This window comes from Archangium violaceum Cb vi76, from assembly GCF_000733295.1.
Classification (GTDB): Bacteria; Myxococcota; Myxococcia; order Myxococcales; family Myxococcaceae; genus Archangium; species Archangium violaceum.
Genome location: NZ_JPMI01000077.1, coordinates 1 through 24,408, shown reverse-complemented (window position 1 = coordinate 24,408; position 24,408 = coordinate 1). Strand labels below are relative to the sequence as shown.

21 protein-coding genes are annotated in these 24,408 nt (G+C 69.1%); 8 read left to right on the top strand and 13 right to left on the bottom strand.

The features are described from left to right. The first annotated feature begins 5 nt into the window (after positions 1-5). Entirely contained in the window at positions 6-419 is a 414-nt protein-coding gene (locus Q664_RS12375) for an ACT domain-containing protein (RefSeq protein WP_043393956.1), read from the top strand. Here the strand turns inward: Q664_RS12375 and Q664_RS12370 are convergent. The 3 genes from Q664_RS12370 to Q664_RS56310 all read right to left on the bottom strand — a co-directional run bounded on the left by Q664_RS12370 (position 335) and on the right by Q664_RS56310 (position 3,982). Beyond that, the gene (locus tag Q664_RS12370; RefSeq protein ID WP_063934686.1) at positions 335-1,732 is read right to left on the bottom strand and encodes a cytochrome P450; all 1,398 of its coding nucleotides are present in this window, start codon (positions 1,730-1,732) and stop codon (positions 335-337) included. The two genes, Q664_RS12375 and Q664_RS12370, sit on opposite strands and share 85 nt — an antisense overlap. 163 nt (positions 1,733-1,895) lie before the next feature. Further along, on the bottom strand, positions 1,896-3,215 hold the full coding sequence (locus Q664_RS12365) for a DUF418 domain-containing protein (protein ID WP_043393954.1): 1,320 nt from the start codon (positions 3,213-3,215) through the stop codon (positions 1,896-1,898). 2 nt (positions 3,216-3,217) lie between these two features. Beyond that, positions 3,218-3,982, bottom strand: coding sequence for an SPFH domain-containing protein (locus Q664_RS56310; protein ID WP_160174393.1), 765 nt, complete (start codon positions 3,980-3,982; stop codon positions 3,218-3,220). 99 nt (positions 3,983-4,081) lie between these two features. Here Q664_RS56310 and Q664_RS58990 point away from each other — a divergent pair, with 99 nt between their 5' ends. Then, complete coding sequence (locus Q664_RS58990; protein ID WP_043393950.1) at positions 4,082-5,152, top strand: hypothetical protein; 1,071 nt, start codon at positions 4,082-4,084, stop codon at positions 5,150-5,152. 111 nt (positions 5,153-5,263) lie between these two features. On the opposite strand, the gene def is transcribed toward Q664_RS58990, so the two are convergent. Beyond that, positions 5,264-5,782: a peptide deformylase gene (gene def, locus Q664_RS12350; RefSeq protein WP_043393949.1), complete on the bottom strand. Its 519-nt coding sequence runs from the start codon at positions 5,780-5,782 to the stop codon at positions 5,264-5,266. Positions 5,783-5,929: 147 nt separating this feature from the next. Between def and Q664_RS12345 the strand changes: the two genes are divergently transcribed. Continuing rightward, the gene (locus Q664_RS12345) at positions 5,930-6,412 is read left to right on the top strand and encodes a nuclear transport factor 2 family protein (protein WP_043393946.1); all 483 of its coding nucleotides are present in this window, start codon (positions 5,930-5,932) and stop codon (positions 6,410-6,412) included. A gap of 489 nt (positions 6,413-6,901) precedes the next feature. Then, positions 6,902-7,636: a hypothetical protein gene (locus Q664_RS12340; protein ID WP_152622056.1), complete on the top strand. Its 735-nt coding sequence runs from the start codon at positions 6,902-6,904 to the stop codon at positions 7,634-7,636. A gap of 106 nt (positions 7,637-7,742) precedes the next feature. Here Q664_RS12340 and Q664_RS12335 read toward each other — a convergent pair whose 3' ends face one another. The 3 genes from Q664_RS12335 to Q664_RS12325 all read right to left on the bottom strand — a co-directional run bounded on the left by Q664_RS12335 (position 7,743) and on the right by Q664_RS12325 (position 10,693). Continuing rightward, positions 7,743-8,267: a cupin domain-containing protein gene (locus Q664_RS12335; RefSeq protein WP_235216668.1), complete on the bottom strand. Its 525-nt coding sequence runs from the start codon at positions 8,265-8,267 to the stop codon at positions 7,743-7,745. 186 nt (positions 8,268-8,453) lie between these two features. Continuing rightward, positions 8,454-8,993, bottom strand: a complete 540-nt coding sequence (locus tag Q664_RS12330) for a hypothetical protein (protein WP_043393944.1) — start codon at positions 8,991-8,993, stop codon at positions 8,454-8,456. Positions 8,994-9,187: 194 nt separating this feature from the next. Further along, a complete protein-coding gene (locus Q664_RS12325; protein ID WP_043393942.1) occupies positions 9,188-10,693 on the bottom strand; it encodes a bifunctional metallophosphatase/5'-nucleotidase in 1,506 nt (501 codons plus the stop codon). Between the two features lie 276 nt (positions 10,694-10,969). On the opposite strand from Q664_RS12325, the gene Q664_RS12320 reads away from it, so the two are divergent. Continuing rightward, entirely contained in the window at positions 10,970-11,653 is a 684-nt protein-coding gene (locus Q664_RS12320) for a hemerythrin domain-containing protein (protein WP_084609791.1), read from the top strand. Positions 11,654-11,823: 170 nt separating this feature from the next. Here Q664_RS12320 and Q664_RS12315 read toward each other — a convergent pair whose 3' ends face one another. The 3 genes from Q664_RS12315 to Q664_RS12305 form a co-directional block, all read right to left on the bottom strand. After that, complete coding sequence (locus tag Q664_RS12315) at positions 11,824-12,240, bottom strand: hypothetical protein (RefSeq protein WP_052518003.1); 417 nt, start codon at positions 12,238-12,240, stop codon at positions 11,824-11,826. Positions 12,241-12,402: 162 nt separating this feature from the next. Further along, complete coding sequence (locus Q664_RS12310; RefSeq protein ID WP_052518002.1) at positions 12,403-13,026, bottom strand: TIGR02265 family protein; 624 nt, start codon at positions 13,024-13,026, stop codon at positions 12,403-12,405. A gap of 254 nt (positions 13,027-13,280) precedes the next feature. Continuing rightward, positions 13,281-13,901, bottom strand: coding sequence for a DUF2378 family protein (locus tag Q664_RS12305; RefSeq protein ID WP_043393940.1), 621 nt, complete (start codon positions 13,899-13,901; stop codon positions 13,281-13,283). Positions 13,902-14,264: 363 nt separating this feature from the next. Between Q664_RS12305 and Q664_RS12300 the strand changes: the two genes are divergently transcribed. The 3 genes from Q664_RS12300 to Q664_RS12290 all read left to right on the top strand — a co-directional run bounded on the left by Q664_RS12300 (position 14,265) and on the right by Q664_RS12290 (position 21,356). Beyond that, positions 14,265-16,079, top strand: a complete 1,815-nt coding sequence (locus Q664_RS12300) for a sigma 54-interacting transcriptional regulator (protein ID WP_043393938.1) — start codon at positions 14,265-14,267, stop codon at positions 16,077-16,079. A gap of 189 nt (positions 16,080-16,268) precedes the next feature. Beyond that, positions 16,269-20,465 (top strand): TOMM system kinase/cyclase fusion protein, encoded by a 4,197-nt coding sequence (locus tag Q664_RS12295; RefSeq protein ID WP_052518001.1) that lies wholly within the window; start codon positions 16,269-16,271, stop codon positions 20,463-20,465. A 48-nt stretch (positions 20,466-20,513) separates the two neighbouring features. Continuing rightward, positions 20,514-21,356: a hypothetical protein gene (locus tag Q664_RS12290; protein ID WP_043393936.1), complete on the top strand. Its 843-nt coding sequence runs from the start codon at positions 20,514-20,516 to the stop codon at positions 21,354-21,356. Here the strand turns inward: Q664_RS12290 and Q664_RS12285 are convergent. From Q664_RS12285 to Q664_RS12275, 3 genes are all read right to left on the bottom strand, one after another. After that, positions 21,346-22,692, bottom strand: a complete 1,347-nt coding sequence (locus Q664_RS12285; RefSeq protein WP_043393934.1) for an oxygenase MpaB family protein — start codon at positions 22,690-22,692, stop codon at positions 21,346-21,348. The two genes, Q664_RS12290 and Q664_RS12285, sit on opposite strands and share 11 nt — an antisense overlap. Positions 22,693-22,837: 145 nt before the next feature. Next, complete coding sequence (locus Q664_RS12280) at positions 22,838-23,152, bottom strand: hypothetical protein (RefSeq protein WP_043393932.1); 315 nt, start codon at positions 23,150-23,152, stop codon at positions 22,838-22,840. Then, the gene (locus Q664_RS12275) at positions 23,149-24,315 is read right to left on the bottom strand and encodes a serine hydrolase domain-containing protein (RefSeq protein ID WP_043393930.1); all 1,167 of its coding nucleotides are present in this window, start codon (positions 24,313-24,315) and stop codon (positions 23,149-23,151) included. Before Q664_RS12275 ends, Q664_RS12280 begins: the two co-directional genes overlap by 4 nt. Positions 24,316-24,408: the final 93 nt, after the last annotated feature.

Here is a 24,408-nt window from a genome sequence, read left to right as displayed (position 1 = left end):
GCGCCATGTCCGGTGAGACGAACCTCGAGGTGCTGCTGAAGTCGATGAAGCCCGTGCTGCGCGGCGGTGAGTTCGTCTTCCTCACCACCCGGCGCTCCCTGCTCGAGGCCCTTCCCCTCGAGCCCCTCGGGCTCTTCCACGAGGAGGAAGGGCTCACGCTCATCCTCCCCCGCGAGAAGGCCGACGCCGCCGGGCTCCCGTACAGCGCCGTCTTCCGGATGATCACCCTCTCCGTGCACTCCAGCCTCGAGGCCGTGGGGTTCCTCGCCGCCATCACGAACCGGCTCGCCTCACGGGGGATCAGCGTCAATCCCGTGTCGGCGTACTTCCACGATCACCTCTTCGTCCCCTCCGCTCGCGCCGAGGAGTCGCTCGAAGTGCTCGCCGGGTTCGCTCGCGGCGACTCGGCCCCGGCCTGACGCCGCTTCACCTTCATCCGCAGGCCCTCGACTCCCAGCGTGATGAGGGGTCTCGGTTTCACGTCCAGGCCAGGCTCCAGCTCCAGCTCGTAGCGCTGCGCGATCGCCGCCACCAGCAGCTGCGCCTCCATCAGCGCGAAGCGGTTGCCGATGCACAGGTGAGAACCTCCCCCAAAGGGCAGGTACGCCGGCAGCTGGCGGTCTTCCACTCCCAGGAACCGCTCGGGCCAGAAGCGCTCGGGCTGCTCGAAGAACCGTCCATCCCGGTGCGTCACGTAGACGCTGATGACGATCGGCGCGTTCGCCGGAATCGTGTAGCCCCCCAGCTCCGTGTCCGTGAGCGGTGCTCGCTCCGCGTACCAGGCCGGCGGGTAGATGCGCAGCGTCTCCTTCACCACGCTCTCCGTGTACTTGAGCTTCGACAGGTCTCCCACCGCCGGCGCCCGGCCTTCCAGCACCGTGTCCACCTCCTGCTGCAGCTTCTGGCGGATGTCCGGGTTGCGCGACAGCAACAGCCACGTCCAGCTCAGCAGGTTCGCCGTCGTCTCGTGCCCCGCGAACAGCAGCGAGAGCGTCTGCGCCCCCACCTGCTCGTCCGTCATCTTCGTGCCGTCCTCGTCCCTCGCCAGCAACAGCATCGACAGCAGGTCTCCCCGATCCTCCCCCGTCGCCCGGCGCTCCTGGATGATGGAATTCGTGATTCGATTCAGCGCGTCCACCGCCCGCCGGCTCGCTCCCCATCGCTTCACCGGCACCCACTCCGGGAGCACCGTGTACAGCGGGTACTCGTTGTTGACCGCCTTCATGATGGCCGTGAACGCCTCGCTCACCCGGCTCGCCTGCTCCCCCGTGTCCGCGTCGAACAGCGTCTTCGACACGATCTCGAACGTCAGCCGCATCATGTCGTGCGCGATGTCCCTCGTCTCCCCGTCCTTCCACCCCTCCAACATCCTCGTCGCGTAGCGCTCCATCACCGCGCCGTAGCCTTCTATCCGCTTGTGGTGGAAGGCCGGCTGCATCAGCCTCCTCTGCTGCAGGTGGTTCTCCCCTTCCTGCGAGAACAGGCCCCTCCCCAGGAACGACGCCATCAGCTCCCGTGAGATCGCCGTCCGCACGAAGTTCTGGCTCGTGAGCACCTTCCGGATCAGCTCCGGATGGTTCACGAAATAGAAGCGCTTGCGCCCCAGGTGGAAGCTGCTCACGTCCCCGTAGCTTCCCAGCTCCCTGAAGAAGTCCAGCTCTCCCTTCGCCGCCGCCAGGATGTTCCCCAGCAACGCGTTCCCCTTCGGCCCCGGTGGGTGTTTGGCTTTCATTGGCCCGCAGATTAGTGCCACGAGGCTCCGGACGGCAGCCTCGGGAACACTGGAACCGATGACCCTCACCCCGTCCCTCTCCCAGAGGGAGAGGGCTTCTCGGGGAACCCGCGAGCTTCGATACCCTCACCCCGTCCCTCTCCCGGAGGGCGAGGGGTTCTGGTCACGCTCCCGGCACGGTCCCGGGGCTCGGCTCAGCGCTCCTCTTCATCGGCTGCGCCTTCCCGTACGTCAGCGACCTCCACACCCACTCCACCGGCCCGAATCGGTACCTCGCCAGCCACCAGTGGCTCCATGCCACCTGGACGCAGAACAGCCCCATCGTGAGTGCGATCGTCACCGCCGGGCCCGTCTTCCCCATCAGCCCCAATCCCACCCCGCTGAACACCAACATGCCCAACACCGACTGCGACATGTAGTTCGTCACCGCCATCCGCCCCGCCGGTGCCAGCAACCTCAACACCTTCCTCCACCTCTCCCGCTGGAACAGCAACGCCAGGCTCGTCACGTAGAACGTCGCCAGCCCCACCGCCCCCAACTCCCTCACCGGCGTCAACACCAGCGTCCACGGCTCCTGGAAGTCCAGCAGCTTCTTCCTCATCAGCAGGCCCGTCACCACCCCCACCCCACTCCCCACCAGCCCCACTCCCAATCCCCATCCCCATAGCCTCTTCAACGTCGCCCGGTGCTTCTCCACGTCGTGGAAGAGCCCCTTCCTCCCCGCCCACAGCCCCAGCGCGAAACGCCCCACCGTCGTCCCGATGTGCGTCAGCATCATCGGACTGAAGAACAGCAGGAAGTACGCCTCCGCATTGGCTCTCAGCCACCTCAGGTAACCGCCGCTCGACAGGCCCTCGAAGATCCCCGCCTTCGTCTCCGCCATCCCCTTCGCCGCCGCCTTCGCCGCTTCCCTCGCCGCCGCGTGCGCCTCCGGCCCGTGCAACAGCAGCGTCCCGAACCTCGTCAGCACCTGCCCCACCAGCATCGGCCCGAACATCAACACGCCCGCCCAGAGAAGCAGCGTCCGGTCCTTCCTCTCCCGGAACAGCAGCAGCAACAGCCCCGCCATCGCGTACATGTTCAGCACGTCCCCGTACCAGGCCCCGTACAGGTGCACGAGCCCCAGCAGGTACATCGCCATCAGCCGCCTCCTGTACACCGGCACCACCGACGTGCCCCGCTTCTCCGCCCTCGTCAGCTGCACGCAAAAGCCCAGCCCGAACAGGAACGAGAAGATGGGCATGAACCTCCCGTTCACGAAGAACTGGAACAGCTCGCTCGCCGCCTGGTCCACCCACGTGGCCGTCAGCGCTTGCACCGCCGGCCTCGGCATCAACACCCACCCGCTCATCCACACATAGACGTTCGAGACGAACACCCCGCCCAACGCGAACCCGCGCAGCACGTCCAGCACTTCCAGCCGCTCACCCGCGTCCACCGGACGCGCCTCGGCCACTCCTTCCACCCCAGGCCCCCCGCTCATGCTCAGTTGCCCCTCGCCCGCTCCGCCAACACCCGCTCCACGTCCCCCTCCAGCTCCGCCGCCGCCTCCCTCCGCGGTGCCTCCCACGGCACCTGCTCCGCCTCCCGCTGCTGCCTCATCTGGCCACTCGTCTCCAGCGCCAGCCGCGTCGTCCGCTCCGTCAGCTTCAAGATTCCCTGCGCATCCACCACGTTCGTCGGATCCAACTGGTCCAGCGGCGTCTGCTCCAGCCTCCCCAGCGACATCCGCTCCAGCTTGAAGCCCAACAGCTCGTCCCCCACCTCCATCATCACGTGGTCGATGAAGAGGCTCCGGTCCGCCAGCAGCTCATCGAAGTTGAACGTGCTCGCCGCGTTCGCCAGCCCGCACGCGAAACGCTCCTCCAACAGCGCCTGCACCTCCTCCGGCCGGTTCGCCCTCGCACACCCCACCTCCCTCGCCACCCGCAGCACCGCCCCCTCCTCCCGCTCCACCTTCACCAGGAACGTTCCCCTCACGTCCACCCGGATGCCGTCCCGGCACGACAAACCCTGCTTCCCCCTCCGCTCCACCACCACCTTGCGCACCGACAGGTCCAAGACCTCTCCCCGTTGCACCATCGGCAGCACCAGCCCGCTCCCGAAACGCACCCGCGTCGGGCCCCCTGCCTTCTCGATGAGCAAGGCCTCTCCCGGGCCCACCCGGCGGTAGCTCGTCAGCAACACCACGGCACACGCCACACAGGCGGCCGCGACTCCAGCAATCGCTAGCAGGATGGGCAGTTCCACGTCGGAATGGCTCCAGGCAGGGGAGTCATGACTCCAGCACGCCCCGCGCCCCCCGCGCCAGGGGCATCCTCCCACGCCCCCTGGTGTAGCCTGTTCACCATGCGTCCTATCGACATCTGCACCGCGGTCCTCGTCACCACCGGCAACCGCGCCCTTCGTGAGCCCGCCAAGGCCCGCTGGGATGCCGTCGAGGAGCTCCTCGGCCTCCGCCTCCGCCCCCACAGCCCCTTCGACTCCCGCGTCACCTTCGTCGACGTCGGCGGCGAGCACGTCTCCTTCGAGGAGTGGCTGGAGAACCGCCCCGCTCCCTCCGCCCGCCTCTGGCTCGCCCCCTTCCCCCAGACTCCCTCCTCCGACTCCTCCCTCCAGGGCCTCCCCGAGGACATCCACGAGGCCATCGACAGCGGCGGCCTGGGTTTCCTCGTCTACTCGGATGGCCAACGCCTCGAGCGCTTCGTCCCCCGCGAAATCCAGCCCCTCACCTACGAGATCTCCGGCCCCCAGCTCCATGCCTTCATCCTGGGCCGCGGTCATCCCTCCGCCCTCTTCGAGGTGCTCGCCACCGAGCTCGGCGTGGCCCCCGAGGCGCTGCTAGGCCATATCGCCTCCCTCTCGCCCGATGACCTCCAGGACGTCATCCCCCGCTTCATGTCCTCCGGCTCCGACGTGGAGTACGCCGCCTCCGGTGACGCGGGGCCCGACTCCGCCGACGTCGAGACCTGGAACGCCTTCTTCTCCCCCTCCCCCGCCTCCTCCAGCCTCTCCTTCGAGTTCCTCTACGCCGGGCCCGGCATCGAGTCCGACCTCGAGCGCGACCTCGACTCCGCTCGCACCGAGCTCGCCTCCTCCCTCGAGGCCGTCCAGGCCTTCTCCCACGCCCACTCGCTCCGCTCGTGGGAGAAGCACTTCCGCCGCGCCCTGCTCCGGCTCTCCCTCGAGCCCCAACCCCTCGAGGACCTCGTCGAGCTGCTGCTGCTCAACGGACTGCCCACCCCCGCCATCCAGCTCGCCCTCTGCGCCGCATCCTCCGATGTCTTCGGCGGCATGGGCTCCTGGAATGACATGTCCTTCGAGGGCCAGGACCACGAGCGCTATATCGCTCTCTCCGACCGCCTCTTCTCCTCCACCCGGACCGCCCTCCGCACCAGCCTCAACAGCTCCGCGGGGTGAGCGCGGAGTGGGACTCCGCGTGGGCCTGAGTGGGGCCCGAGTGGGGTTCAGCTCAGGGCCCGGATACCCTCCACCCCGACCCTCTCCCGGGGGGAGAGGGAGGACAGGGTGCTACTCCTTCTTCGCTTCCTTGCGCCGGCTCAGCGCCTTCTGCAGCTTCTTCATCTTCTCCAGGATGAGGCTCCTCTTCAGGTTCGACAGGTGCTCCACGAAGACGTGACCATCCAGGTGGTCGATCTCGTGCTGCAGCACGTGCGCCAGCCTCCCCTCCGCCTCCAGCTCGTGCCACTCCCCCACCCGGTCCTGGTACTTCACCTTCACCTTGTGGAACCGCGGCGTCTTCTCGTACTGCTCCGGCACCGACAGGCACCCCTCCTCCAGCGTCACCGGCCCCGATTTCTCCAGAATCCGCGGGTTGATGATCTCGAAGAACGTCCCGTCCTCCCTCCCCACCCACGAGCACCGCTGCGACACTCCAATCTGGTTCGCCGCGATCCCAATCCCCTCCGCCTCCTTCATCGACGCGAACATCTCGTCCAGCAGCTTCGTGAGGGCGTCTCCGAAGTCCGTCACCGGCTTCGTCGGCGTGTTGAGGACCTTGTTCGGCCAGATGACGATGTCCCGTGCCATTCCGTGTCTCTTCTCCCTGCTCGAGCGAGTGAACCGCCCTTGTACACCGGGCCCGCCCGCTCGCCACCCCCGACTCGCACCCGCCTGTCTCCACCCCGACTCCCCACCCCCGAGCGCCGCGGGTACGGGTCTGCTACACCCCCCCGTATGCACCCCAACACCCAGCTCCTCACCGACTTCTACGCCGCCTTCGCCCGCCGCGACGGCGACGCCATGGCCTCCTACTACCACCCCGACGCCGAGTTCTCCGACCCCGCCTTCCCCGGCCTGCGCGGCGCCCGCGTCACCTCCATGTGGCGCATGCTCTGCGAGCGCGGCACCGACCTCGAGCTCACCCTCGTCGACGCCCAGGCCGATGACCGCACCGGCCGCGCCCGCTGGGAGGCCCGCTACACCTTCAGCATGTCCGGCAACAAGGTCCTCAACCGCGTCTCCTCCACCTTCGAGTTCAAGGACGGGAAGATCCTCCGCCAGACCGACCACTTCCCCTTCTGGACCTGGGCCCGCCAGGCCATCGGCCCCGCCGGCCTCCTGCTCGGCTGGACTCCCTTCATCCGCAACAAGGTCCAGGCCCAGGCCCGCCGCTCGCTCGACAAATACATGGAAGAGCGTGGAATCAAGGGAGCGTAAGTCTTTCCGCAATTCCTCTCATCTTCCTTCCAGAGACAGACAAGTCTTCTGCCCTGGAAGAAGAACACACCGGGCGCCCGCTCCACGCCGCGGGCCCCCGAGGGCCGGTCAGACGCCACCCACCCGAGTCTCGCCCCACCCCTCCCACGCGGCATTTCCCCTCTGAAAACCCCGCGTCTCCCCCTCCGTCCGCCATCGTCCCACAGACCGCCCAACCGCGCGCCCCGCGCGTGGAAAGATGTATCAACGCCACACTTCCGCGGCCTTCAATGACGAACAAAAATGCAAGATTTCAGCAGCAACATTCCATTTGTATTTGCCGCTGAGAATTTGTATTTCTTTATCTGCGTGAGTTCACGCGGGCCGGATGCGGATGAAACGAAGTGAAAGATTTCCGCTCCGGATGAGTCCTTCGAGGAGATCCACTCCGGCCCCGTCACATCAACGGTCTCGTGAAGGAGCACTCCACAGCGAGTGCGGGAGGGCATCATGAGGGCAGTGCTGAACCACATCACCGAGCGTCAGAACCGTTTCGCCGAGCACCACGTCTTCGACGGACTGCAGCAGGACGGACCCCTGGAGCAGGTGCTGGCGTTCGCGCCGCGGCTGGCCTTCTGGGTGATGAGCTTCCAGGACGTGCTGCGGCTCAACGCCCAGCGGATGCAGGACCCGGAGCTGGCGATGCTCATGCTGCGTCACCGGCAGGAGGAGCGCGGGCATGACCACTGGTTCTTCGAGGACGCGGCGCAGTTGATGGGCCGGCCCTTCAACCTCACCGAGCCGTGGGGCCGCACCCACGAGGCCACCCGGGACGCCAGCTACGCCATCCTCGCCGAGGCCATGCGCCCGCTGGACGACCGGCTGCGCATCATCCTGGTGCTGACGCTGGAGTCCACCAGCCACGCCTTCTTCAGCCGCACCGCCAACCTGCCCCAGACGCTCAGCCAGGGCCAGAGCCTCAAGTACTTCTCCAACCACCACATGGAGGCCGAGGAGCAGCACGAGGTCTTCGAGGAGCAGATGGAGGCGATGCTGCTGGGCATGGAGCTCACCCCGGAGCTGCGCGCCGAGGCCATCGCGCTGGTGGACCGCGTGTACGCGGCCTTCCACTCCATGTTCGACGGCTTCCAGCCCGAATCTCAGCGTCCCGCGGTCAAGCCCGAGTGGCGTCCGCAGCCCGCTGTCACTTCCTCGCCGGCCCTGCTGGCCAGCCCCGCTCGCTGAGCGCTCGCGGTACCGCTGTACCTCGTCCGGGTGTGTGAGCCTTCCGCACCCTTCGTTGCTTCAACCGGCCGCTGGCGGCACGTCCCGCCCGGCCTCCCGGAGGTGCTTACTCGGCCTCGACGGTGTTGAAGAACGACTTGATGACCTCCTTGCCCTTCACCTCCCACAGGATGACCTGGCCCTGGCGGATGAAGTAGCTGTCCCCGGCCTTGTACTTGTGGGTGTTGCCCGCCTCGTCCGTCAGCGTCACCTCGCCCTCGAGGATGGTGGCGTGCTCCGTGAAGGGGAAGGTGATGCGGATCTTCCCCCGCGTCGCCTTGAAGAGGCCCGCCGCCACGGGGCCCCTGGAGTAGTCGATGCGGGCGTAGATTCTCGGGTTGCCCTCGAGCACCCGGCCACCCAGGTTCTCCGGCGAGCCCAGGTCCACGAAGCCGTCGTCGCACACCTTGCCCTTGAGCGGGTAGACGATCATCGACTTCGGACGGGAGGAGCCCCCACCGAGCGCCGCCTCCGTGCTCGCCAGCTCCGCCTCGCCACCCTGGGGAAGCTCGCCACCGCAAGCGGTCATCAGACCCGCGAGAGCGACAACGCCAAGGACCAGCATGCGGTTGAGGCGAACGTGGCGGAACATGGGCACTCCCGGTTTCGTTGTTCGCAAAGATTTATGCCACCCCCTGAATCCAATGTCTATGCAAATTCAGCGTGGGGCGCGAAAAACAAACCGGAAGTCTCCTTTTTCGCTCTCACCGTGAGCGATGTCTGTCTACCATTGTCTCCGTCTGTCTACCATTGGCCTGTCTGACCTACCGCGTCCGGTTCACCACTTGAGGTGATAGGTGCAGGAGCGGCCGCCCTTGCCGCGGCAGCTGGCGGGGTCGTGGTCGATGCGCAGGCGGATGGAGCCCTTGGGCTGGAAGCGGTCGTAGAGGGCTTCCATGATTCCCTGGTCGAACTCGCAGGGGTACGGGTTGTCGGCCACCATGCGGGCGGCGCGCTCGCCCTCGGGGAAGAAGCGGTAGCTGCCGATGTCGCCCTTGCCGCGGTGGTTCATCCGGTAGGCCACGTCCAGCGAGTTGAGCGCCGAGCCGAACGAGTCGATTCCCGGAGGGAAGACGGCGCTCTTGGGCACCGCCCGGCCAATGGCCCGCGTGGTGTTGGGCCCCACCTGCTTGAGGATGTCATCGAAGCTGTCGAGGACGCTCGGCATCGGGTACCACTTGTCCGGATCCAACGGCTCGATGCCGTGCGAGGCCAGCACCCGCTGCGCCTTGAGCTTGAGGAACTCCATGGCGTTGACCAACGCCTGTACGCTCTTCCCATACACCTCGACATGACCTGCGGATGCGTTGCGCGTCATGACCACTCCTGAAGTTGGCTCTCGCGAGCATTACCCAGACACGAGACAGCGCGATTCTCCCTCAAGCGCCCGCCCTCCGCGAGACGGCACGGCGCCCGGTTCGAGAATTCCACCGCAATCAATTATTTGCCGCGGGGTTGTGCAATCCCTACCACCGCGCCACACATTGCGACGATAAATTACATGGCAATCAATTATTTGCCGTGTGGTTGCTCAATCCCTGACGCCGTGGTCCCCCCGCGCAGTGCGTCCATGAGCAATGTGTGTGCATTCAGCTCCGTGCGACGCACGTTGCCCGCCAAGGACAGCGCTTCCTTGTAGCCGCCGGCCACGAAGGCCTGGAAGTCCAGCGTCCCCACCCGGTACACCGCCTCCGGCTTCACCGGCTCGTCCCCCGCCTCCGGGTGGGAGGGCTCCTTCAGCACCCGCAGGCGCACCGGCCGCCCGTCCTCCACCTCGTACCGGAGGCCACTGCGCTGGCTGTAGCTGTCCGTCCCCCGCTTCGACTCGCTCAGGGCCACCCAGTCCGCCAGCTGCGCCCCCGTCAGCTCCGCCGTCACCAGCTGGTTGCGGTACGGAATCGCGCCCAGGAAGTCTTCCACCGTCACCTCCCCCGCGGGCAGCCCTCCCCGGAAGCTCGCCGACAGCGCGAAGAAGGCGTGCACCCCCGCCGCCCCCCGCCACACCTCCGCCGCCCAGGTCCCCACCTCCGCCTGTCCCGTCGTGAGGCCCTCGTCCCGCAACGGCCTGTCCAGATGGCCCAGCACCTCGAAGCGCTCCGGATGCTTCGCCACCAGCGCCCGCTGCAGCCGCCCCACCTCCGCCGCCGTCTCCGGCTCCTCCCGCTTCGTGCCGTCCATCTTCACCAGCCCGCCCTCCACCCGCTCCAGCTTCCCGCCCCGGAAGCGCAGCCGGACCTCGGAGAGCCAGGCGAGGTACTGGTACGGCGCCAGGTACCAGGTGCGCGTCCCCGGCAGCAGGCCCAGCTCCGTCTTCTGGTGCGAGTGCGAGCCCATGATGACGTCGATGCCCGGCACCGCCCGCGCCAGCGCCTCGTCGTCCTCGCGCAGCTGGTGCCCGAGCAGCACCACCGCGTCCACGTGCTCCCGCGTGCGCAGCGCCTCCACCACCGCCCGGGCCGCCTCCGTCGCGTCCGTCCACCGCGTCCCCGCCGGCAGGTTCTCCGGCTTCACCAGACGTTGCATGTCCGGCCCCGCCACCGCGAAGAAGCCCACCCGCACGCCCCCCACCTCGCGCACCACGTAGGGTCTTCCCTCCACCTGGAGGTATGGCGCTCCGTCCGCTCCCACCAGGTTGGCGCAGAGCACCGGGTAGCTCGCGCTCGCCCGGCACCGCTCGAAGGCCTCCGCCCCGTAGTCCAGGTCGTGGTTGCCCAGCGCCATCACGTCCAGGACGCCGTTGAACCACGGCCACTCCACGCACCCGTACTCGTCACTCCACGTGGGCACGCCCTTGTTCACCGTGTCCCCTCCCGACACCACCAGCGTGTCCGGCCTCGCCTTCGCCTCCCGGAGGTACGCCAGCGCCCTCGCCACGCCCCCCTGTCCCGGCTCTCCCTCCGAATAGAAGGGCACCGCGTGCGAGTGGTAGTCCGTCATCCCCACCAGCGTCACCGTACGCGTCGTCTGGCAGGCGGGAAGCAACAACAGGCTCGTGAGAAGGGCGAATGGCTTGTTCATGTGCGGGGGGCTCCTGCTCCCTCCCTTCACACCCCGCTCCTCGGAACGTCAAGCCGTGCACCCCCATGGCTCCTGGCCCGCGCACGGCGGATGCCCTCCCGGGCGCGGTCTCTCAAAAGTTGTCCGACTGTTGGACAAGTTCGTACGGACCGCGCCCGGAAGGTGCCCGCCTGCCCTCCGGCCTGCCAGGGGGGACTCACCGCTTCACTCCCGGCACGCGGCCCGCACCATCGCCACCCTTCCGAGCGGGACAGTCCAACCAAGGAAGGCATGGGAATGGATGCCATCGCGCTCTTGAAGGCGGACCACAAGACCGTGGAGACGCTCTTCCGCAAGTTCGAACAGGCCGGCCGCAACGCCAAGAAGCTCAAGCGCAAACTCGTGGATCAGATCGTCCGCGAGCTCGCCATCCACGCCCTCATCGAGGAGCAGGTCCTCTACCCCTCGATTCGCGCCCGGGCCACCACCCTCGAGGACCAGGTGCTCGAGGCCCTCGAGGAACATCACGTCGCCAAGTGGCTCCTCAAGGAGCTGGAGAACCTCCCCCCAGAGGCCGAGCGCTTCGACGCCAAGGTGAAGGTCCTCATCGACAACGTCCGCACCCATGTCACCGAAGAGGAACGCGCCCTCTTCCCCCAGGTGCGCAAGGCCTTCAGCCCTCAAGAGCTCCGTGACATGGCCACGGCGTTGCTGCTCGCCAAACGCGCCGCTCCCACCCGGCCCCATCCCCGCGCCCCGGATACTCCGCCCGGCAACCTCGTCGCCGGCGCCGTGTCCGCCGTGCTCGACATGGGCAAGGACGCCCTGCGCGCCGCTCGCCGCAAGGCCGAGGGGCTCTCGCCTTCTCCCGCTCCTCGCGCCGGCAAGCGCTCCAAACGGCGCGACTCCTCGCGCGACCTCCCTCGCGAGGGCGATGGCTCCGTCCAGGACATGGCCACCGAGTCGTCCTACTTGATGTGAGCCCTCGAGGTGACGCCAGGCCAGCAGGAGGAAGTCCTGTCAGGGGGAGAGGCTCCGGTCGCGATGGAGCGCAACTGGTCCGACTGTTGGACCAGTTGGCACGCCGCGCGACCGGAAGGAGCACCGTGCATTCCTGCAGGGGTACCCCTGAACGAACTTGCTTCCGGGGCTCAGGGGAACGCGGGCAGCGGCGAGACGTCCGGGGCCACCCACTCCCGCCGCGCCCCCTCCGCCTCCAGCGTCTCCTTGCGGTAGTGGTGTGACAGGAGCTTGCTGTCCCGCAGCCCCGGGTGCGCTTCCTGGAACGCACTGAAGGGCTCCAGCTCCGGCGTCTCCTTCAGCGCCCGGTACACATGCGCGCTCCACGCCCTCGTCACCGTCTCGTGGTACTTGCCCGGCGCACCCAGCGCCGTCGCGTACCTCTGGATGGTCCCGCGGATCCGCTCGTAGCCCTCCTCGGGCCCGTGCCGCCGCAGGTAGAGCCAGGCGAGCCTCACGTGCTCCCGGTGGCCAAAGTGCTCCCCCGGCCACTGCGCGGACTCCACCGCGGCGAGGAATTCGTCGTCACTCGCTGTCTCCGGGTTCATGCCCGATTGTCTCCTGGCCCTCTCCGTGGGACCCCTGGGCCCGGATACCCTCACCCCGTCCCTCTCCCGGCGGGAGAGGGGTTGTTGGCACCTGGGATTCTTGGGGTTGTTGGTACCTGGAGGGGTTGTTGGCACCTGGGATTCTTGGGGTTGGTGCTCAGCCTACTCCCAGGCGAACGCGAACCCTCCGTCCAATCCGTCCACCCACTCGCGCTTCACCCACGCCCTCTTCCCCCCCGTCGCGCCCAGCAACCCCTCCAACACCCCCTCCTGACACGCCACCGGCAGGAAGTCTCCCCGGCTCACCACCCGCCCACTGCTCGGCCCCGTCCACTCCACCGACCACTCCCCGAAGCTCATCGTCTGCCGATGGATGTCCGGCGCACTCTCCATCATCCGCCTCGGACTCCCATGCGTCAGCACCTTCACCACCCTCCCCAACGGCGAGCTCAGGTAGTCCGCCTTCGTCCTCCTCCCCAACTCCTTCAGCGCCTCCTCCCCTCCCCCATACCTCGGCGCCAACTGCCTCGCCGCGCACCCCAGCATCCTCAGCAACGAATGCATGGGGTAGCTGAAGGCATCCACGAAGCCCTCCTCACCACTGGCCTTCAGGCAGCTGCGCACCGCCGCCCCGTCCCCCAGCCCTCGCACCGCCCCCAGCGTGCCCTTGAACATCACCCCGCGCGCCGTGTCCCCCGGTCTCGTCCGCTCCATCCTCCACGCCAGGTCCCGCTCCCAATCGCTCCCGCCCGGCTTGTCCAGCAGCACCACCGCCTGCATGCTCATTGGCCGTACCCCGATGCTGTGAGGAAGTCCGTGATGACCTCTCGGCGTCACGCGCGACCCAGGGGTGCACCGGCCATGCCGTAACCCCCTCCGCGCACCCCTTCCGTCCACCGCTCCACACTCACGTGTCCCGCGGGACAGGGTCCCCCTCCCCACCGTCCAAAGTCCGGCCCGCTCCTCGCTTCCCGGGGCGCAAACCCTGCGCGGTACCGCTCGACCCCCAGGCGCAAATCCTGCGCGTCACCGCCCCGCGCTCACTCCCACGAGACGAGGTACTCGCTGTCGAGCACCTCCAGCCTCGAGCCACTCACCCGCACGCCCCGCGCCTTCATCGCCTCGAGCGCTCCCAGCAACACGCCCTCGTGCCAGGCGCACGGCATGAAGTCGCGCCTCATCATCACCCGCCCCCGCGTGGGCCCCTCCAACGTCACCGTGCGCTCTCCGAAACTCACCGCCGCCCGGTACGCCGACGGCATGTTCGTCAGCAGCCGCCGCGGCTCCCCCTTCGACAGCAGCAGCAGCGCCTTGCCCGCCGCCGTCTTCAACAGGTCCGCCGTGGCCCTCCTCCCCAACCGCCGCTGCGCCTCCGCCCAGCTTCCACACCGCGGCTCCATCACCCCCGCCGCCGTCTCGCTCACCTTCAGCCACGCCCCCACCGGGTAGTTGAAGAACTCCACGAAGCGCGGCTCTCCCCCCGCCTCCATGCACTGGCGCACCCCCTCCTCCCCCTCCAGCGCCCTCACCTCCTCCAGCGCCCCCAGGAAGAACGTGCCCCTCACCGTGTCCGTCGGCGTCGCCAGCCCCAGCCGCTGCTCCAGGTCCTCGCGCAAATCCTGCGCTTCCACCACTTCGGCCTCGCAAGCGCTCACACTCATGGCTCCGCCCCTCCGGTCATCACCCTAAGCACCCCTCCTCCCCACCCCCTTCCCCACCTCCTCCCCCGTCCGCTGGCCGACGTCTCCCCTCTCCCCTTTGCCCGCTCCCTCACACTTCGGCCCCCTCTCCCCCGGCTCGGCTCCGTCACGCCTACAATGGCTCTCACTGTGCGCGACGCCTCGAGCCCTCCCCACTCCCCCGCCCCTCCCGCTCCCTGCTTCGAAAATGAAGCAGGGTGCCTCGTCGCCCCACGGCCCGGCAACCCTCTTCCTCTCCTTCCCCCCCTCTGGACCCAAGGGCATTTTCTTGATTTCTCTGGAAATCCCACCCGGCTTCAGAATTGACGTGGAAGCACATCAGAGATGACGGTCACCCTGGACACCCCCACCCTTCCGCGCAGCGAACGCAAGCCCCTGTACGTGCAGGTGGTCACCCAGCCCCCTCTTCACGGGTGCTGGGCCGTCAACATCAGCGAGACGGGCATCGGGTTGATAGGCACCCCGAAAGGGCCGGCCGAGGGCCCTCGCGAGGGGCAGGAGCTGGAGATGGCCTTCACGCTGCCGGAGTCGCGCGCGCGCATCCGCGTGCGGGGCATCGTGCGCTGGAGGCACGACCCGGAGGAGCGGGACGAGGGCGCGGTGACGGCGCTGGGGGTGAGCTTCCACGGCTTCGAGGGCTCCGACGGGGTGACGCTCAAGCGCTACCTGCTGGACCACCAGCTCTACGTGGCGGCGGTGTACGCCGAGGAGGCGGAGCTGCGCGTGCTGCGCGAGGCGCTGGAGAGACACGTGCGGCTGCGCTTCGTCCCCACGCCCGAGGACCTGGACACGCTGCTGGGCCGCGGGGACATCAGCGCGCTGCTGGTGTGCGGACGCGACGAGGCCCGGGCCATCGCCCTGGTGGAGCGCCTGGCCACCCGGCGCGCCGAGGCGGACCCCACCGGCGCCGGGCCCGCGAGCGACTTGTCCCCCCGCATCCTCTATTGCGCCCCCGCCGTGCCCTCGCGGCTGGTGGAGCTGTTCAACCAGGGGAAGATATTCAGGGCGCTCGTGCCCCCCTTCGAGCCGGTGGCGCTCAGACAGGCCGTGCTCCAGGCCAGCCGCGAGCTGGGCCTGCGCACCGAGCAGCGGCGCGCGGCCCTGGAGCTGGAGCGCAACCTGCTGCGCGAGCGCGCCCGCGAGGCCCCCCGGCCCGCCCCCGGCGCCGACGTCACCGAGGAGCCCGGCTTCCGCAGCCCCGTCATGCGCGCGGTGCTGGACCTGGTGCGCGTGGCCGCGCCCCACCGCGTCGCCGTGCTGCTGCAAGGCGAGACGGGCACCGGCAAGGAGGTGCTCGCCCGCGTCATCCACCGCCTCAGCGGCCGCAGCAACCAGGCCCTCGTCGTGCAGGACTGCGGCGCCCTCACCGAGACGCTCCTGGAGAGCGAGCTCTTCGGCCACGTGAAGGGCGCCTTCACCGGCGCCGTGGCCGACCACCCCGGCCTCTTCGTGCTCGCCGACGGCGGCACCATCTTCCTGGATGAGATTGAGAACACCACCCCCAACCTCCAGTCCAAGCTGCTGCGCGTGCTGGAGAGCGGCGACGTGCGCCCCGTGGGCGGCACGCAGATCCGCCGGGTGGACGTGCGCATCATCGCCGCCAGCAACCGGGACCTCGCCGAGGAGGTGCGCGCCGGCCGCTTCCGGAGCGATCTCTTCTACCGGCTCAACAGCTTCACCATCGACCTGCCCCCGCTGCGCGAGCGCCCCGAGGATATTCTCGACCTGGCGCGCTACTTCCTCGGCCACTTCAACCGCACCCTGCGGCGCTCGGCCAGCGGGCTGACCGGTGAGGCCGAGCAGCTCCTGGTGGCCGCGAAGTGGCCGGGCAACGTGCGCGAGCTGCGCAACTGCATCGAGCGCGCCGTGCTGCTCTCCGGGGAGGAGGAGCTCCTCGGCCGGCGCCACCTGCCCCCCGCCCTCGTCCACCACGCGGAGAGCACCTCCCGCCACACGGTGCGGGTGAATGGCGCGGGCTCGCTGAAGGACAGGCTGGAGCAGATGGAGAAGGAAATCATCCGCGAGGCCCTCGAGCGCCACGGGGGCGTGGTCCGCCGCGCCGCCGCCGCGCTGGAGATGGACCCCGTGACGCTCGGCCGCCGGGTGCGGCGCCACGGGCTGCTCGATAAGGAGCAGTGAGGGAAGGAGCAGTGAGGGAAGGAGCAGTGAGGGAAGGAGCAGTGAAGGCGGGCCAGGGGAAGGGGGCGAGCAGGAGGCGCCTCCGCCCCGGGTGGCCGGCTCCCGAGCGGCATCACACATTGAGGGCACGAGGAGGGCACAAGGACACCTGGCTCTCGGGTTCATCCCGAGGACGGCGAAGGAGCGGCCATGGTTCCCAGCCAAGAGGTGGTGACAGGAGACGGTTCCAGTTGGGGCTCGCCCTCCCAGCCCACCGCGCTTCCTTCAGAGCCTCCGGGCGAGGACACGCCCTCCTCCCAGGACCCCCTGGAGTCGGACTTCGGAGACTCGTTCCTCGAGCAGGTGGCCGCGCTCTCCTCCCAGCAGGTGAGCACCGCGCCCCTCTTCATCGCGCCCGGCACCCGGCTGGGCGGCGAGGATGGCCAACGCTTCGAAATCCTCACCGAGCTGGGCACCGGCGCCATGGGCCAGGTGTTCCGCGCGAAGGATCTCCTCCTCGAGCGCACCACCGCCATCAAGTTCCTGCTCCAGCACGAGCGCATTCCCCGCCAACGGCTCGACAGCCTGTTCCTCACCGAGGCGCGCGCCACCGCCCGGCTGGACCACGAGAACATCGTCCGCATCTTCGACGTCGGCACCTGGAAGGACATCCCCTACCTGGTCATCGAGTACCTGCGCGGCCGCTCCCTCCAGGCGCTGATGAAGCAGGAGCGGCTCGAGCCCCTGCGCGCCGTCCAACTCCTGGAGCAGATCGCCGCGGGCCTCGCCCACGCGCACCAGCAGGGCATCATCCACAGGGACCTCAAGCCCAGCAACGTCTTCGTCCTGGAGAACGGGCGGGCGAAGCTCCTGGACTTCGGGCTGGCCCACCTCGTGGCGGGGGACACCCCTTCGCATCTCCAGGCCGGCACACCCGCGTACATGGCGCCCGAGCAGTGGCGGGGAGAGCCGCAGAACGGACGCACCGACATCTGGGCCGCGGGCGTCATCCTCTTCGAGATGCTCACCGGCCAACTGCCCTACCAGGCGCGCCAGCCCAGGGGACTGCGCGCGCAGGTGACCTCGCGGGAGCCCGTCCCCTCGGCCCGCACGCATGCCCCCGAGCTGCGCGAGGAGTTGGAGCAGGTGCTCCAGCGCGCGATGCAGAAGGATCCGGACCTGCGCTTCCAGAGCGCCGAGGAGTTCCGCCAGGCCCTGCACGCGGTGGAGCCCCTCCTCGCCCGGCCCGCCGCTCCGCCCCCGCTCCGGCGAGGCGCCGCGGCCCGCCCGGACGCCGCCATCCAACGCCGGCAGGTGACGCTCCTGTCCGCGTGTCTGGGCAGCCTCCCGCCCTCGCTCACCCCGGATGACCGGAGCGAGGTGCTGGAGATGTTCCACCACTGCTGCATCCTCGAGACAGGACAGTGGGGCGGCACCCTCATCACCTCCATCAACGACCAGCTCCTCATCTGCTTCGGCTGCGGCTCGGCGAGGGAGGACGACGCGGAGCGTGCCGTGCGCGCGGCGGAGCACCTGCTGAACGCGATGAAGGAGCAGCTCCACCCCCTCGGCCAGCCCGACCGGCTGCTCCCCCAGCTCGGCCTCCACACCGGCCCCGTCACCCTCGACTACCTGGCCGTGCAGGCCCAGTCCGGGGGGCTCACCCTCCAGGGCGAGGCCCCCACCATCGCCAGGGCGCTCGCCACCCACGCCCGGCCCGGCACCGTCCTGCTCAGCGAGCAGACGCACCGGCTGGTCCGGGGCATCTTCGCCACCGAGTCCCTCGGCCCCCACCACCTCGAGGGCAGCCATTCCAAGCTGGACGTCCACCGCGTCCTCAGCGATCGCGAGGTGACGAGCCGCTTCGAGCGCGCCTCCCGCCAGGGACTCACCCCGCTCATTGGAAGGACGGAGGAGCTCGCCTTCCTGCTCGAGGCCTGGAGCCGGGCCCGCGACGGCCAGGGGCAGTTGCTGTTGCTCACGGGCGAGGCGGGCATGGGCAAGTCCCGCGTGGTCCAGGCCCTCCGCGAGCGCCTCGCCGGCGAGTCCCATACCCACCTGACGTGCCAGTGCTGGCCCCAGTTCAAGGACAGCGCCTTCTACCCGGTCCTCGAGGTCATCCGCCGCGCCATGCGGCTGGAGCGCGAGCGCACCCCCGAGGCGAAGCTGGCGCGGCTGGAGCAGATGCTGACGGCCCTGGAGCTCGAGGTGCCCCGCGCCCTGCCCCTGCTGGCCCCGCTGCTCTCCGTCCCGCTGCTCGACCGGTACACGCCCCCCGCCCTGTCTCCCAAACGGTTGAAGGAGGAGGTGCTCCAGGTGCTCGCCGAGCTGCTCCTGCACCTCACCCGGCATGATCCCGTCCTGCTCGTGGTGGAAGACATCCATTGGGTGGACCCCTCCACCCTCCAGTTGCTCGCCCTGCTCCAGGAGCGCATCCCCGCCACCCGGGCCCTGCTGGTGCTCACCGCCCGCCCCGAGTTCCGCTCCCCCCTTCCCCCCCGTCCCTGGTCCCATCAGCTCGGGCTGGAGCGGCTGTCCCCCGAGGACACCGGAGCGCTGGCGCGGAAGGTGGCGCGGCAGGAGCCCCTCTCCCACGAGCTGATAGAGCAGCTCGTGGCCCGGACGGACGGCGTGCCGCTCTTCGTGGAGGAGCTGACCCGGATGATGCTCGAGCTGCGCTCCACCCGGCGGGGCGTCCCCGAGCGGGACCTCGAGCAACTGCTCGTCCCCATCACCCTGCAGGCGCTGCTCGCCGCGAGGCTCGACCGGCTCCCCCCGGAACCGAGACAACTGGCGCAGGTGGCCGCCGTGCTCGGCCGCAGCTTCACCCCCGACGTGCTCGCGGCCGTCAGTGGCTGGGAGCCGCCGGCCCTGCAACAGGCCCTGGCCACGCTGCTCGCCTCGGGCCTGTTGCACAAGCTGGGCCCCGGCCCCGAGCTGCAATACCAGTTCCGCCACGCCCTCATCCGCGACGCGGCCTACCAGTCGCTCCCGCGCAGCCAACTGCGGCAGTACCACCGGCGCGTGGCCGAGGTCCTCGCGAGGCTCTTCCCCGAGACGGCGCAGGACAACCCCGAGCTGCTCGCCTACCACCAGGCGGCGGCCGGACAGTACGAGCAGGCCATCCACTCCTGGGCCCAGGCGGGGACGCTCGCCAGTCAGCGCTCCACCCACCAGGAGGCGGTGGGCCACTTCCAGGCCGCGCTGCGGCTGGTGAAGCACCTGCCGGACCCGGCGCGGCAACGGCACGAGGAGCTGCGCCTGCAGATAGGACTGGGCACCAACCTGATCGCCACGCGAGGCTATGGGGCCCCGGAGGTGGAGCACGCGTACAGCCGGGCCCACGACCTGTGCACCGCGATGGGGGACACGCCCCAGCTCTCTCCGGCCCTGCACGGCTTGTGGGTGTATTACTTCGCCCGCGCCCGCTTCCAGAAGTCACGCCAGCTCGCGGAACAGTTGCTGGGCCTGGGGCACAAGAGCGCGGAGGCGGTGGACCTGCTCGTCCTCGGCCACCGGATGATGGGCACGACGCTGTTCGCCATGGGCGAGCCCGTGGCCGCCCTGGAGCACCTCCAACAGACGCTCGCGCACCATGACCGCGTCCGGCATCGCTCGCTGGCGCTCGTGCATGGCGTGGATCCAGCCGTGGCCGCGCTGTCGTACATGTCGTGGATCCACTGGTACCTCGGCTTCGCGGACCAGGCCTGGCGCGACCACGCGGCGGCCCTGCGGCTGGCGAAGGAGGTGGCCCACCCGCACACCTCGGCCGTCACCTACTGCTACGCCAGCAACTTCCACCAGTTCCGGCGCGAGAGCGAGGACACGCTGAGGTGGGCGGACAAGGCGCTCTCCTTCGCCCGGGAGCACCACTTCCCGCCCTGGGAAGCCTGGGCCACCCTGCTCAAGGGCTGGGCCCTGGTGGCACGAGGAGACGCGGAAGAGGGGCTGCCCCTGCTGCGCGTGGGCATCGAGGGCTGGCGGGCCTCCGGCTCGGAGACGGGGATGGCCACCCACCTCACCCTGCTCTCGGAGGCATACCTGATGGCTGGACGGCACGAGGAGGCCTGGCGCGCGCTGGAGGAGGCCTTCACGCTGCAGGAGCGCTACGGCGAGCGCTGCAGCGAGGTGAAGCTCCACCGCGTGAGGGGAGAGTTGCTCTGGGCGCGAGGCGCCGCCCCGGAGCAGGCGCTCGCCAGCTTCCATCAGTCCATCGCCGTGGCCCGGCGGCAGGGGGCCCGCGCGCTGGAACTGCAGACAACGCTCAGCCTCTGCCGGCTGCTGCTGCACCTGGGCGAGCGCGAGAAGGCACGCACCACGCTGGACGAGGTGCTGAGCGGCTTCACCGAGGGCTGGGACACCCCCGACCAGCGAGAGGCCCGGGAGTTGTCCGCCCGGCTGGGATGAACCCGGACGCGGGTGGGCGCGCCGCGAGGGCACGCACACATTGCGGGCATGGCCCGACCCCGGTGGGAAGCGCAAGGAGAGACGCCCTTCATCCGCCCCCTCACACGCCGGCTGGAGCCAGCCGCGCGCCGGCCCACGGCCGCCTGGCTCCGCGCCCGGCTCGTGCTACGCGTCCTCTCCGGGTTGCTCCTCGCCTACGTCCTGCTGAAGGCGCTCAGCGCCGCGGGGGGGTGGCTGCTCTGGGAGGTGCTCGACATCACCCCCAGGCCGCTGTCCACCGGGCGCACCGTCCTCCTGCTGACGAGCCTGCTCCTCGTGTTCGCGCCGCTGCTGTACCTCTCCACCTGCGCGCTGGCACGGCGCTTCCTCCGCCCCCGCGTGGACACGCTCGTCCTCTACATGGGCACCACCTGCTTGTGCGCGACGCTGGGCGAGGTGGGCACGGACTCGCTCTCCGTGGCGCTGCTGAAGCGGCCCCTCTGGCTCTACCACGTCTGGCCGGTGAACCACGGCTATACCTCGGCCATCGGGCTCTTCACCTGGCCCCTCTATGGAGGCTTCCTCTATTTCCTGCACCAGGCGCTGCGCGCCAACCCCCGGCTGCGCCCCCTCGACAGGAAGGGGCCCAGGGTGCTGCTGCTCGCCGTGGACGCCATGCTGCTGGAGATCTGCGTCAACGTCTTCTCGCTCGGCCTCTTCCAGTCCTTCTTCTTCTTCTATTTCCGGGGCGACCTGCGGCACTTCTCCACGTGGGAGATCTTCGTGCCGTACGTGGTGCTCGGCTACGCGGGCCTGAAGCTGCTGGCCTTCCTGGAACGCAGGCGGCATCGCCTGGCCATTGGACTGGCGCTTCAGGCCCTGGGCATCCTATGCGTCTGGGCTATGCCGTAGCCTTCTCCGCCTCGGGCTCCGGGGCACGCTCCCAGCCCTGGACTCCCCACGTCTCGCGCAGCTGGTTGGGGAGCCGGAAGGGCAGGCGGTTCCTCCCGCGGCCCGCCCAGACGATGCCTTCCATCAGCTTGCGCCCGAGCAGCTCGCACAGCCTGGCGGAGAACAGGTTCCGGTCGTTCGTCTCATCGGTCACCCACCCCAGGCCCACCAACGGACCCATGACCAGGGTGCTCATCAAGTCGCGCTCGCGGGGCACGCCGGCGGCGGTCGCCGTGGAGTCGCCCAACAAGTGGTGGATGAGCACCTCGCCCAGGTCGTCGAAGAGGTTGCCGGGCGTGACATGATCCAACAACGCCAACAGCGCCCCGGTCATCTCCGCACCTTCCGGGCTCCAGTGGAAGTGGCGCTGAGCGATCTTGTCGTAGAGCTGCTCGCCATCCTCGTAGCGCTCGGGCAGCAGCTCGTCCTGGATGCCCATGATGTGCCCCACCACCCGCCAGGAGTGATAGTAGGCCTGCCGCTCGCGCGGCGAGGTATCGCACCCCAGCTTGGGGAGGGCGCGCAGGGTGACGACCGAGAACGCCAGCATGGTGGCCGCCATGTCCTCCTGGTTGATGGGCTGGCCCAACGCCGGGCTCCACCGCCCCTCCTGGGCGATGAGGCGGCGCACGACGGCATGCATGAGGCGCACCTTCTGCGCGGTCCGGATGCCACGCCCTCCCGGCTCGAGTCCCGCCGGATTGCCAGGTCCCTGGTCCGGAGCCGTGACATCCACCACCATCTGCGCCGTCTCCAGGATGCGGCGAAAGAGGTTGGTGGGGAGTCCGCCTCCGGAGTCGGAGCGCCTGGAGCCCTTGAAGCGCTCCATCCAGGGCAGCAGGAGGTCGCGCGCGAGCGTCGAGAGCAGGCCCCCGGAACCGCTCGAGCGCGGGCTGCCGGAAAGACGCCGCCGGGCCCTGGTGACACGATCACGCCCCATCTTGCCGGTGCGATGGAGCACCTGCACGCCCTTGCTGGCCGCGTAGCAGGACGGCAGCGAGGCGCAGAAGAGCGCGAGGAGCATCTGGGGAGCGCAGCGGTTGAAGAAGCGCTGCCCCTCGAGGATGAGGGACTTCTGCGCCCAGGACGGGAGGGTATCCGTATCGTCGAGGAAGCGGCGGAGGGACGGGGGTAGACTCTCGGGCACCGGCTGCTCGTTGAGGATGAGCTGCTTCATCAACTCGTTGGCCAGCGTCACCTCGCGCTCGGTCAGGCTCCGGACCGCCTCGTCGGCCTCCGGGTCGCACTCGGCGCGCTTCTTGTCCAGGAATTCATCCGTCCAAACCGTTTCCGTCATCCGCATCTGAACCGCCCCTGCCGTCCTTCTCAGGAGGGCACCCCCATGGTGCCTCCATAGGGGCCGACGGAAATCGGCGATTTGTGACGCCGGGCCGCGACGGGACGAGGCCCTGGATGAAGGGGGAGCGGGGGAATGACGGGCGCTACTCCAGGATGCAGCCGTCGCGCTCGCTGACGAAGCGGGCCTTCTCGCCCCACAGCAGCGCGGCGGCCGTCTGCACGCTGCGCTCCTCGTAGTCCACCTTCACCGTGGCCACCGCCGGACTCGCCGCCGTCCAGCGCCGGCAATACGCCTCGCTCATCTGCATCACGAAGAGGCAGGAGCAGAAGTCCTTCGCCGTGTACGAGGTGACGAGCTGCAAGTCATTGTTGTCATAGGGGCGTTGCACCGTGTCGCCCCTCCCGCAGGAGAGGAGCGCGGCACACGCGAGCACCACCAGCGCACGGCTCGGGCTCATGGCAGCTCCTCCACCACCGCGAGGGCCAGCTTCAGGAAGGTGTCCAACGAGAACGAGCCGTCCCGGTCATCCGCCGTCCGCACCACGATGAGCTCCTTGGAAGGAATGATGGACATGGACTGACCCCAGTGCCCCCGCGCCGCGAAGGCGCCCTCGGGCACGCTGGGGAAGGGCAGTTCCGCCTGCACCCCGGGGATGGGGCGGTTGAGCCACCACTGCCAGCCCTGCACGTCGTCCCGGCCCCGCTCGTACGACTTGAGCTTGATGGGCTCGGACACCCGCGTCGACCGCGCCACCCAGTCCTCGGGGAGGAGCTGCTCACCCGCCCAGCACCCGTTGCGAAGGTAGAAGTAGCCGAACCTCGCCAGGTCCCTCGGCGTGGCGTGCAGGTACGAGGAGCCCACCACCACGCCCTTGCCGTCCCGCTCCCACGTGGCGCTCTTCATGCCCAGCTTGTCGAGCAGCAGCACCCAGGGCCAGTCCCTGCCCAGCTCGGGCCGCAGCGCCGCGTCCAGCACCCCGGCCAGCAGCGTCGCGTCCCCGGACGAGTACCTCCACGAGGTGCCCGGCGCGTCACTGCGCTCGTGCGCGGTGATGAAGGACACCATGTCCCGGCGGCCCTCCCCGTACAGCATCGCCAGCACCGAGGACGTCTGGTACGAGCCGCCGTTCTCGTAGTCCTCGCGCCAGTCCAGCCCCGAGGCGAACTCCATCAGGTTGCGCACCGTGATGGCGCAGTTGTCCTGCCGCGAGGACTTCACGTGCTTACAGATGGAGTCGTCCAGCGACAGGGCGCCCCGCTTCTCCGCGATGCCCACCAGCGCGCTGGTGAAGCTCTTCGACATGGACCAGGACAGGTGCCGCTTGCTCGCGTCGAAGCCGCGCCCGTAGCGCTCGTACACCACCCGGCCCTTGTGGATGATGACGACTCCATCCGTGCGCAAGCCCTTGCGCTCCTCGTCCTTCCCCTGGAGCGTGAAGGCGTAGTCCTCCAGCGCCTGGATTTGAGCCGCCCTCGCCGCGGCGACCTCCGCGCGGGCATCGGGCCAGTCCTCCGTGGGCCAGCCGGTGGTGGAACAGTCGGCGGCCCGGGCTGGGAGCGCGGAAGAGAGCGCCACGGCCATGAGTGCCGGCAAGGTGAGCTTCTTGTGGATTCGACGCATGGGAGCTCGGGTAGGTCCCTCTCCCTCTGGGAGAGGGTCGGGGTGAGGGTCTACCGACCGCCCCGGGTGACGAATGTGCTCGCCAGGGTGACG

Bases quoted from the DNA above. Each gene is read 5' to 3' on its own strand.
- Q664_RS12375 (WP_043393956.1), top strand. From the start codon at position 6: ATGTCCGGTGAGACGAACCTCGAGGTGCTGCTGAAGTCGATGAAGCCC.
- Q664_RS12370 (WP_063934686.1), bottom strand. From the start codon at position 1,732: ATGAAAGCCAAACACCCACCGGGGCCGAAGGGGAACGCGTTGCTGGGG.
- Q664_RS12365 (WP_043393954.1), bottom strand. From the start codon at position 3,215: ATGAGCGGGGGGCCTGGGGTGGAAGGAGTGGCCGAGGCGCGTCCGGTG.
- Q664_RS58990 (WP_043393950.1), top strand. From the start codon at position 4,082: ATGCGTCCTATCGACATCTGCACCGCGGTCCTCGTCACCACCGGCAAC.
- def (WP_043393949.1), bottom strand. From the start codon at position 5,782: ATGGCACGGGACATCGTCATCTGGCCGAACAAGGTCCTCAACACGCCG.
- Q664_RS12345 (WP_043393946.1), top strand. From the start codon at position 5,930: ATGCACCCCAACACCCAGCTCCTCACCGACTTCTACGCCGCCTTCGCC.
- Q664_RS12340 (WP_152622056.1), top strand. From the start codon at position 6,902: ATGAGGGCAGTGCTGAACCACATCACCGAGCGTCAGAACCGTTTCGCC.
- Q664_RS12335 (WP_235216668.1), bottom strand. From the start codon at position 8,267: ATGTTCCGCCACGTTCGCCTCAACCGCATGCTGGTCCTTGGCGTTGTC.
- Q664_RS12330 (WP_043393944.1), bottom strand. From the start codon at position 8,993: ATGACGCGCAACGCATCCGCAGGTCATGTCGAGGTGTATGGGAAGAGC.
- Q664_RS12325 (WP_043393942.1), bottom strand. From the start codon at position 10,693: ATGAACAAGCCATTCGCCCTTCTCACGAGCCTGTTGTTGCTTCCCGCC.
- Q664_RS12320 (WP_084609791.1), top strand. From the start codon at position 10,970: ATGGATGCCATCGCGCTCTTGAAGGCGGACCACAAGACCGTGGAGACG.
- Q664_RS12315 (WP_052518003.1), bottom strand. From the start codon at position 12,240: ATGAACCCGGAGACAGCGAGTGACGACGAATTCCTCGCCGCGGTGGAG.
- Q664_RS12310 (WP_052518002.1), bottom strand. From the start codon at position 13,026: ATGAGCATGCAGGCGGTGGTGCTGCTGGACAAGCCGGGCGGGAGCGAT.
- Q664_RS12305 (WP_043393940.1), bottom strand. From the start codon at position 13,901: ATGAGTGTGAGCGCTTGCGAGGCCGAAGTGGTGGAAGCGCAGGATTTG.
- Q664_RS12300 (WP_043393938.1), top strand. From the start codon at position 14,265: ATGACGGTCACCCTGGACACCCCCACCCTTCCGCGCAGCGAACGCAAG.
- Q664_RS12295 (WP_052518001.1), top strand. From the start codon at position 16,269: ATGGTTCCCAGCCAAGAGGTGGTGACAGGAGACGGTTCCAGTTGGGGC.
- Q664_RS12290 (WP_043393936.1), top strand. From the start codon at position 20,514: ATGGCCCGACCCCGGTGGGAAGCGCAAGGAGAGACGCCCTTCATCCGC.
- Q664_RS12285 (WP_043393934.1), bottom strand. From the start codon at position 22,692: ATGACGGAAACGGTTTGGACGGATGAATTCCTGGACAAGAAGCGCGCC.
- Q664_RS12280 (WP_043393932.1), bottom strand. From the start codon at position 23,152: ATGAGCCCGAGCCGTGCGCTGGTGGTGCTCGCGTGTGCCGCGCTCCTC.
- Q664_RS12275 (WP_043393930.1), bottom strand. From the start codon at position 24,315: ATGCGTCGAATCCACAAGAAGCTCACCTTGCCGGCACTCATGGCCGTG.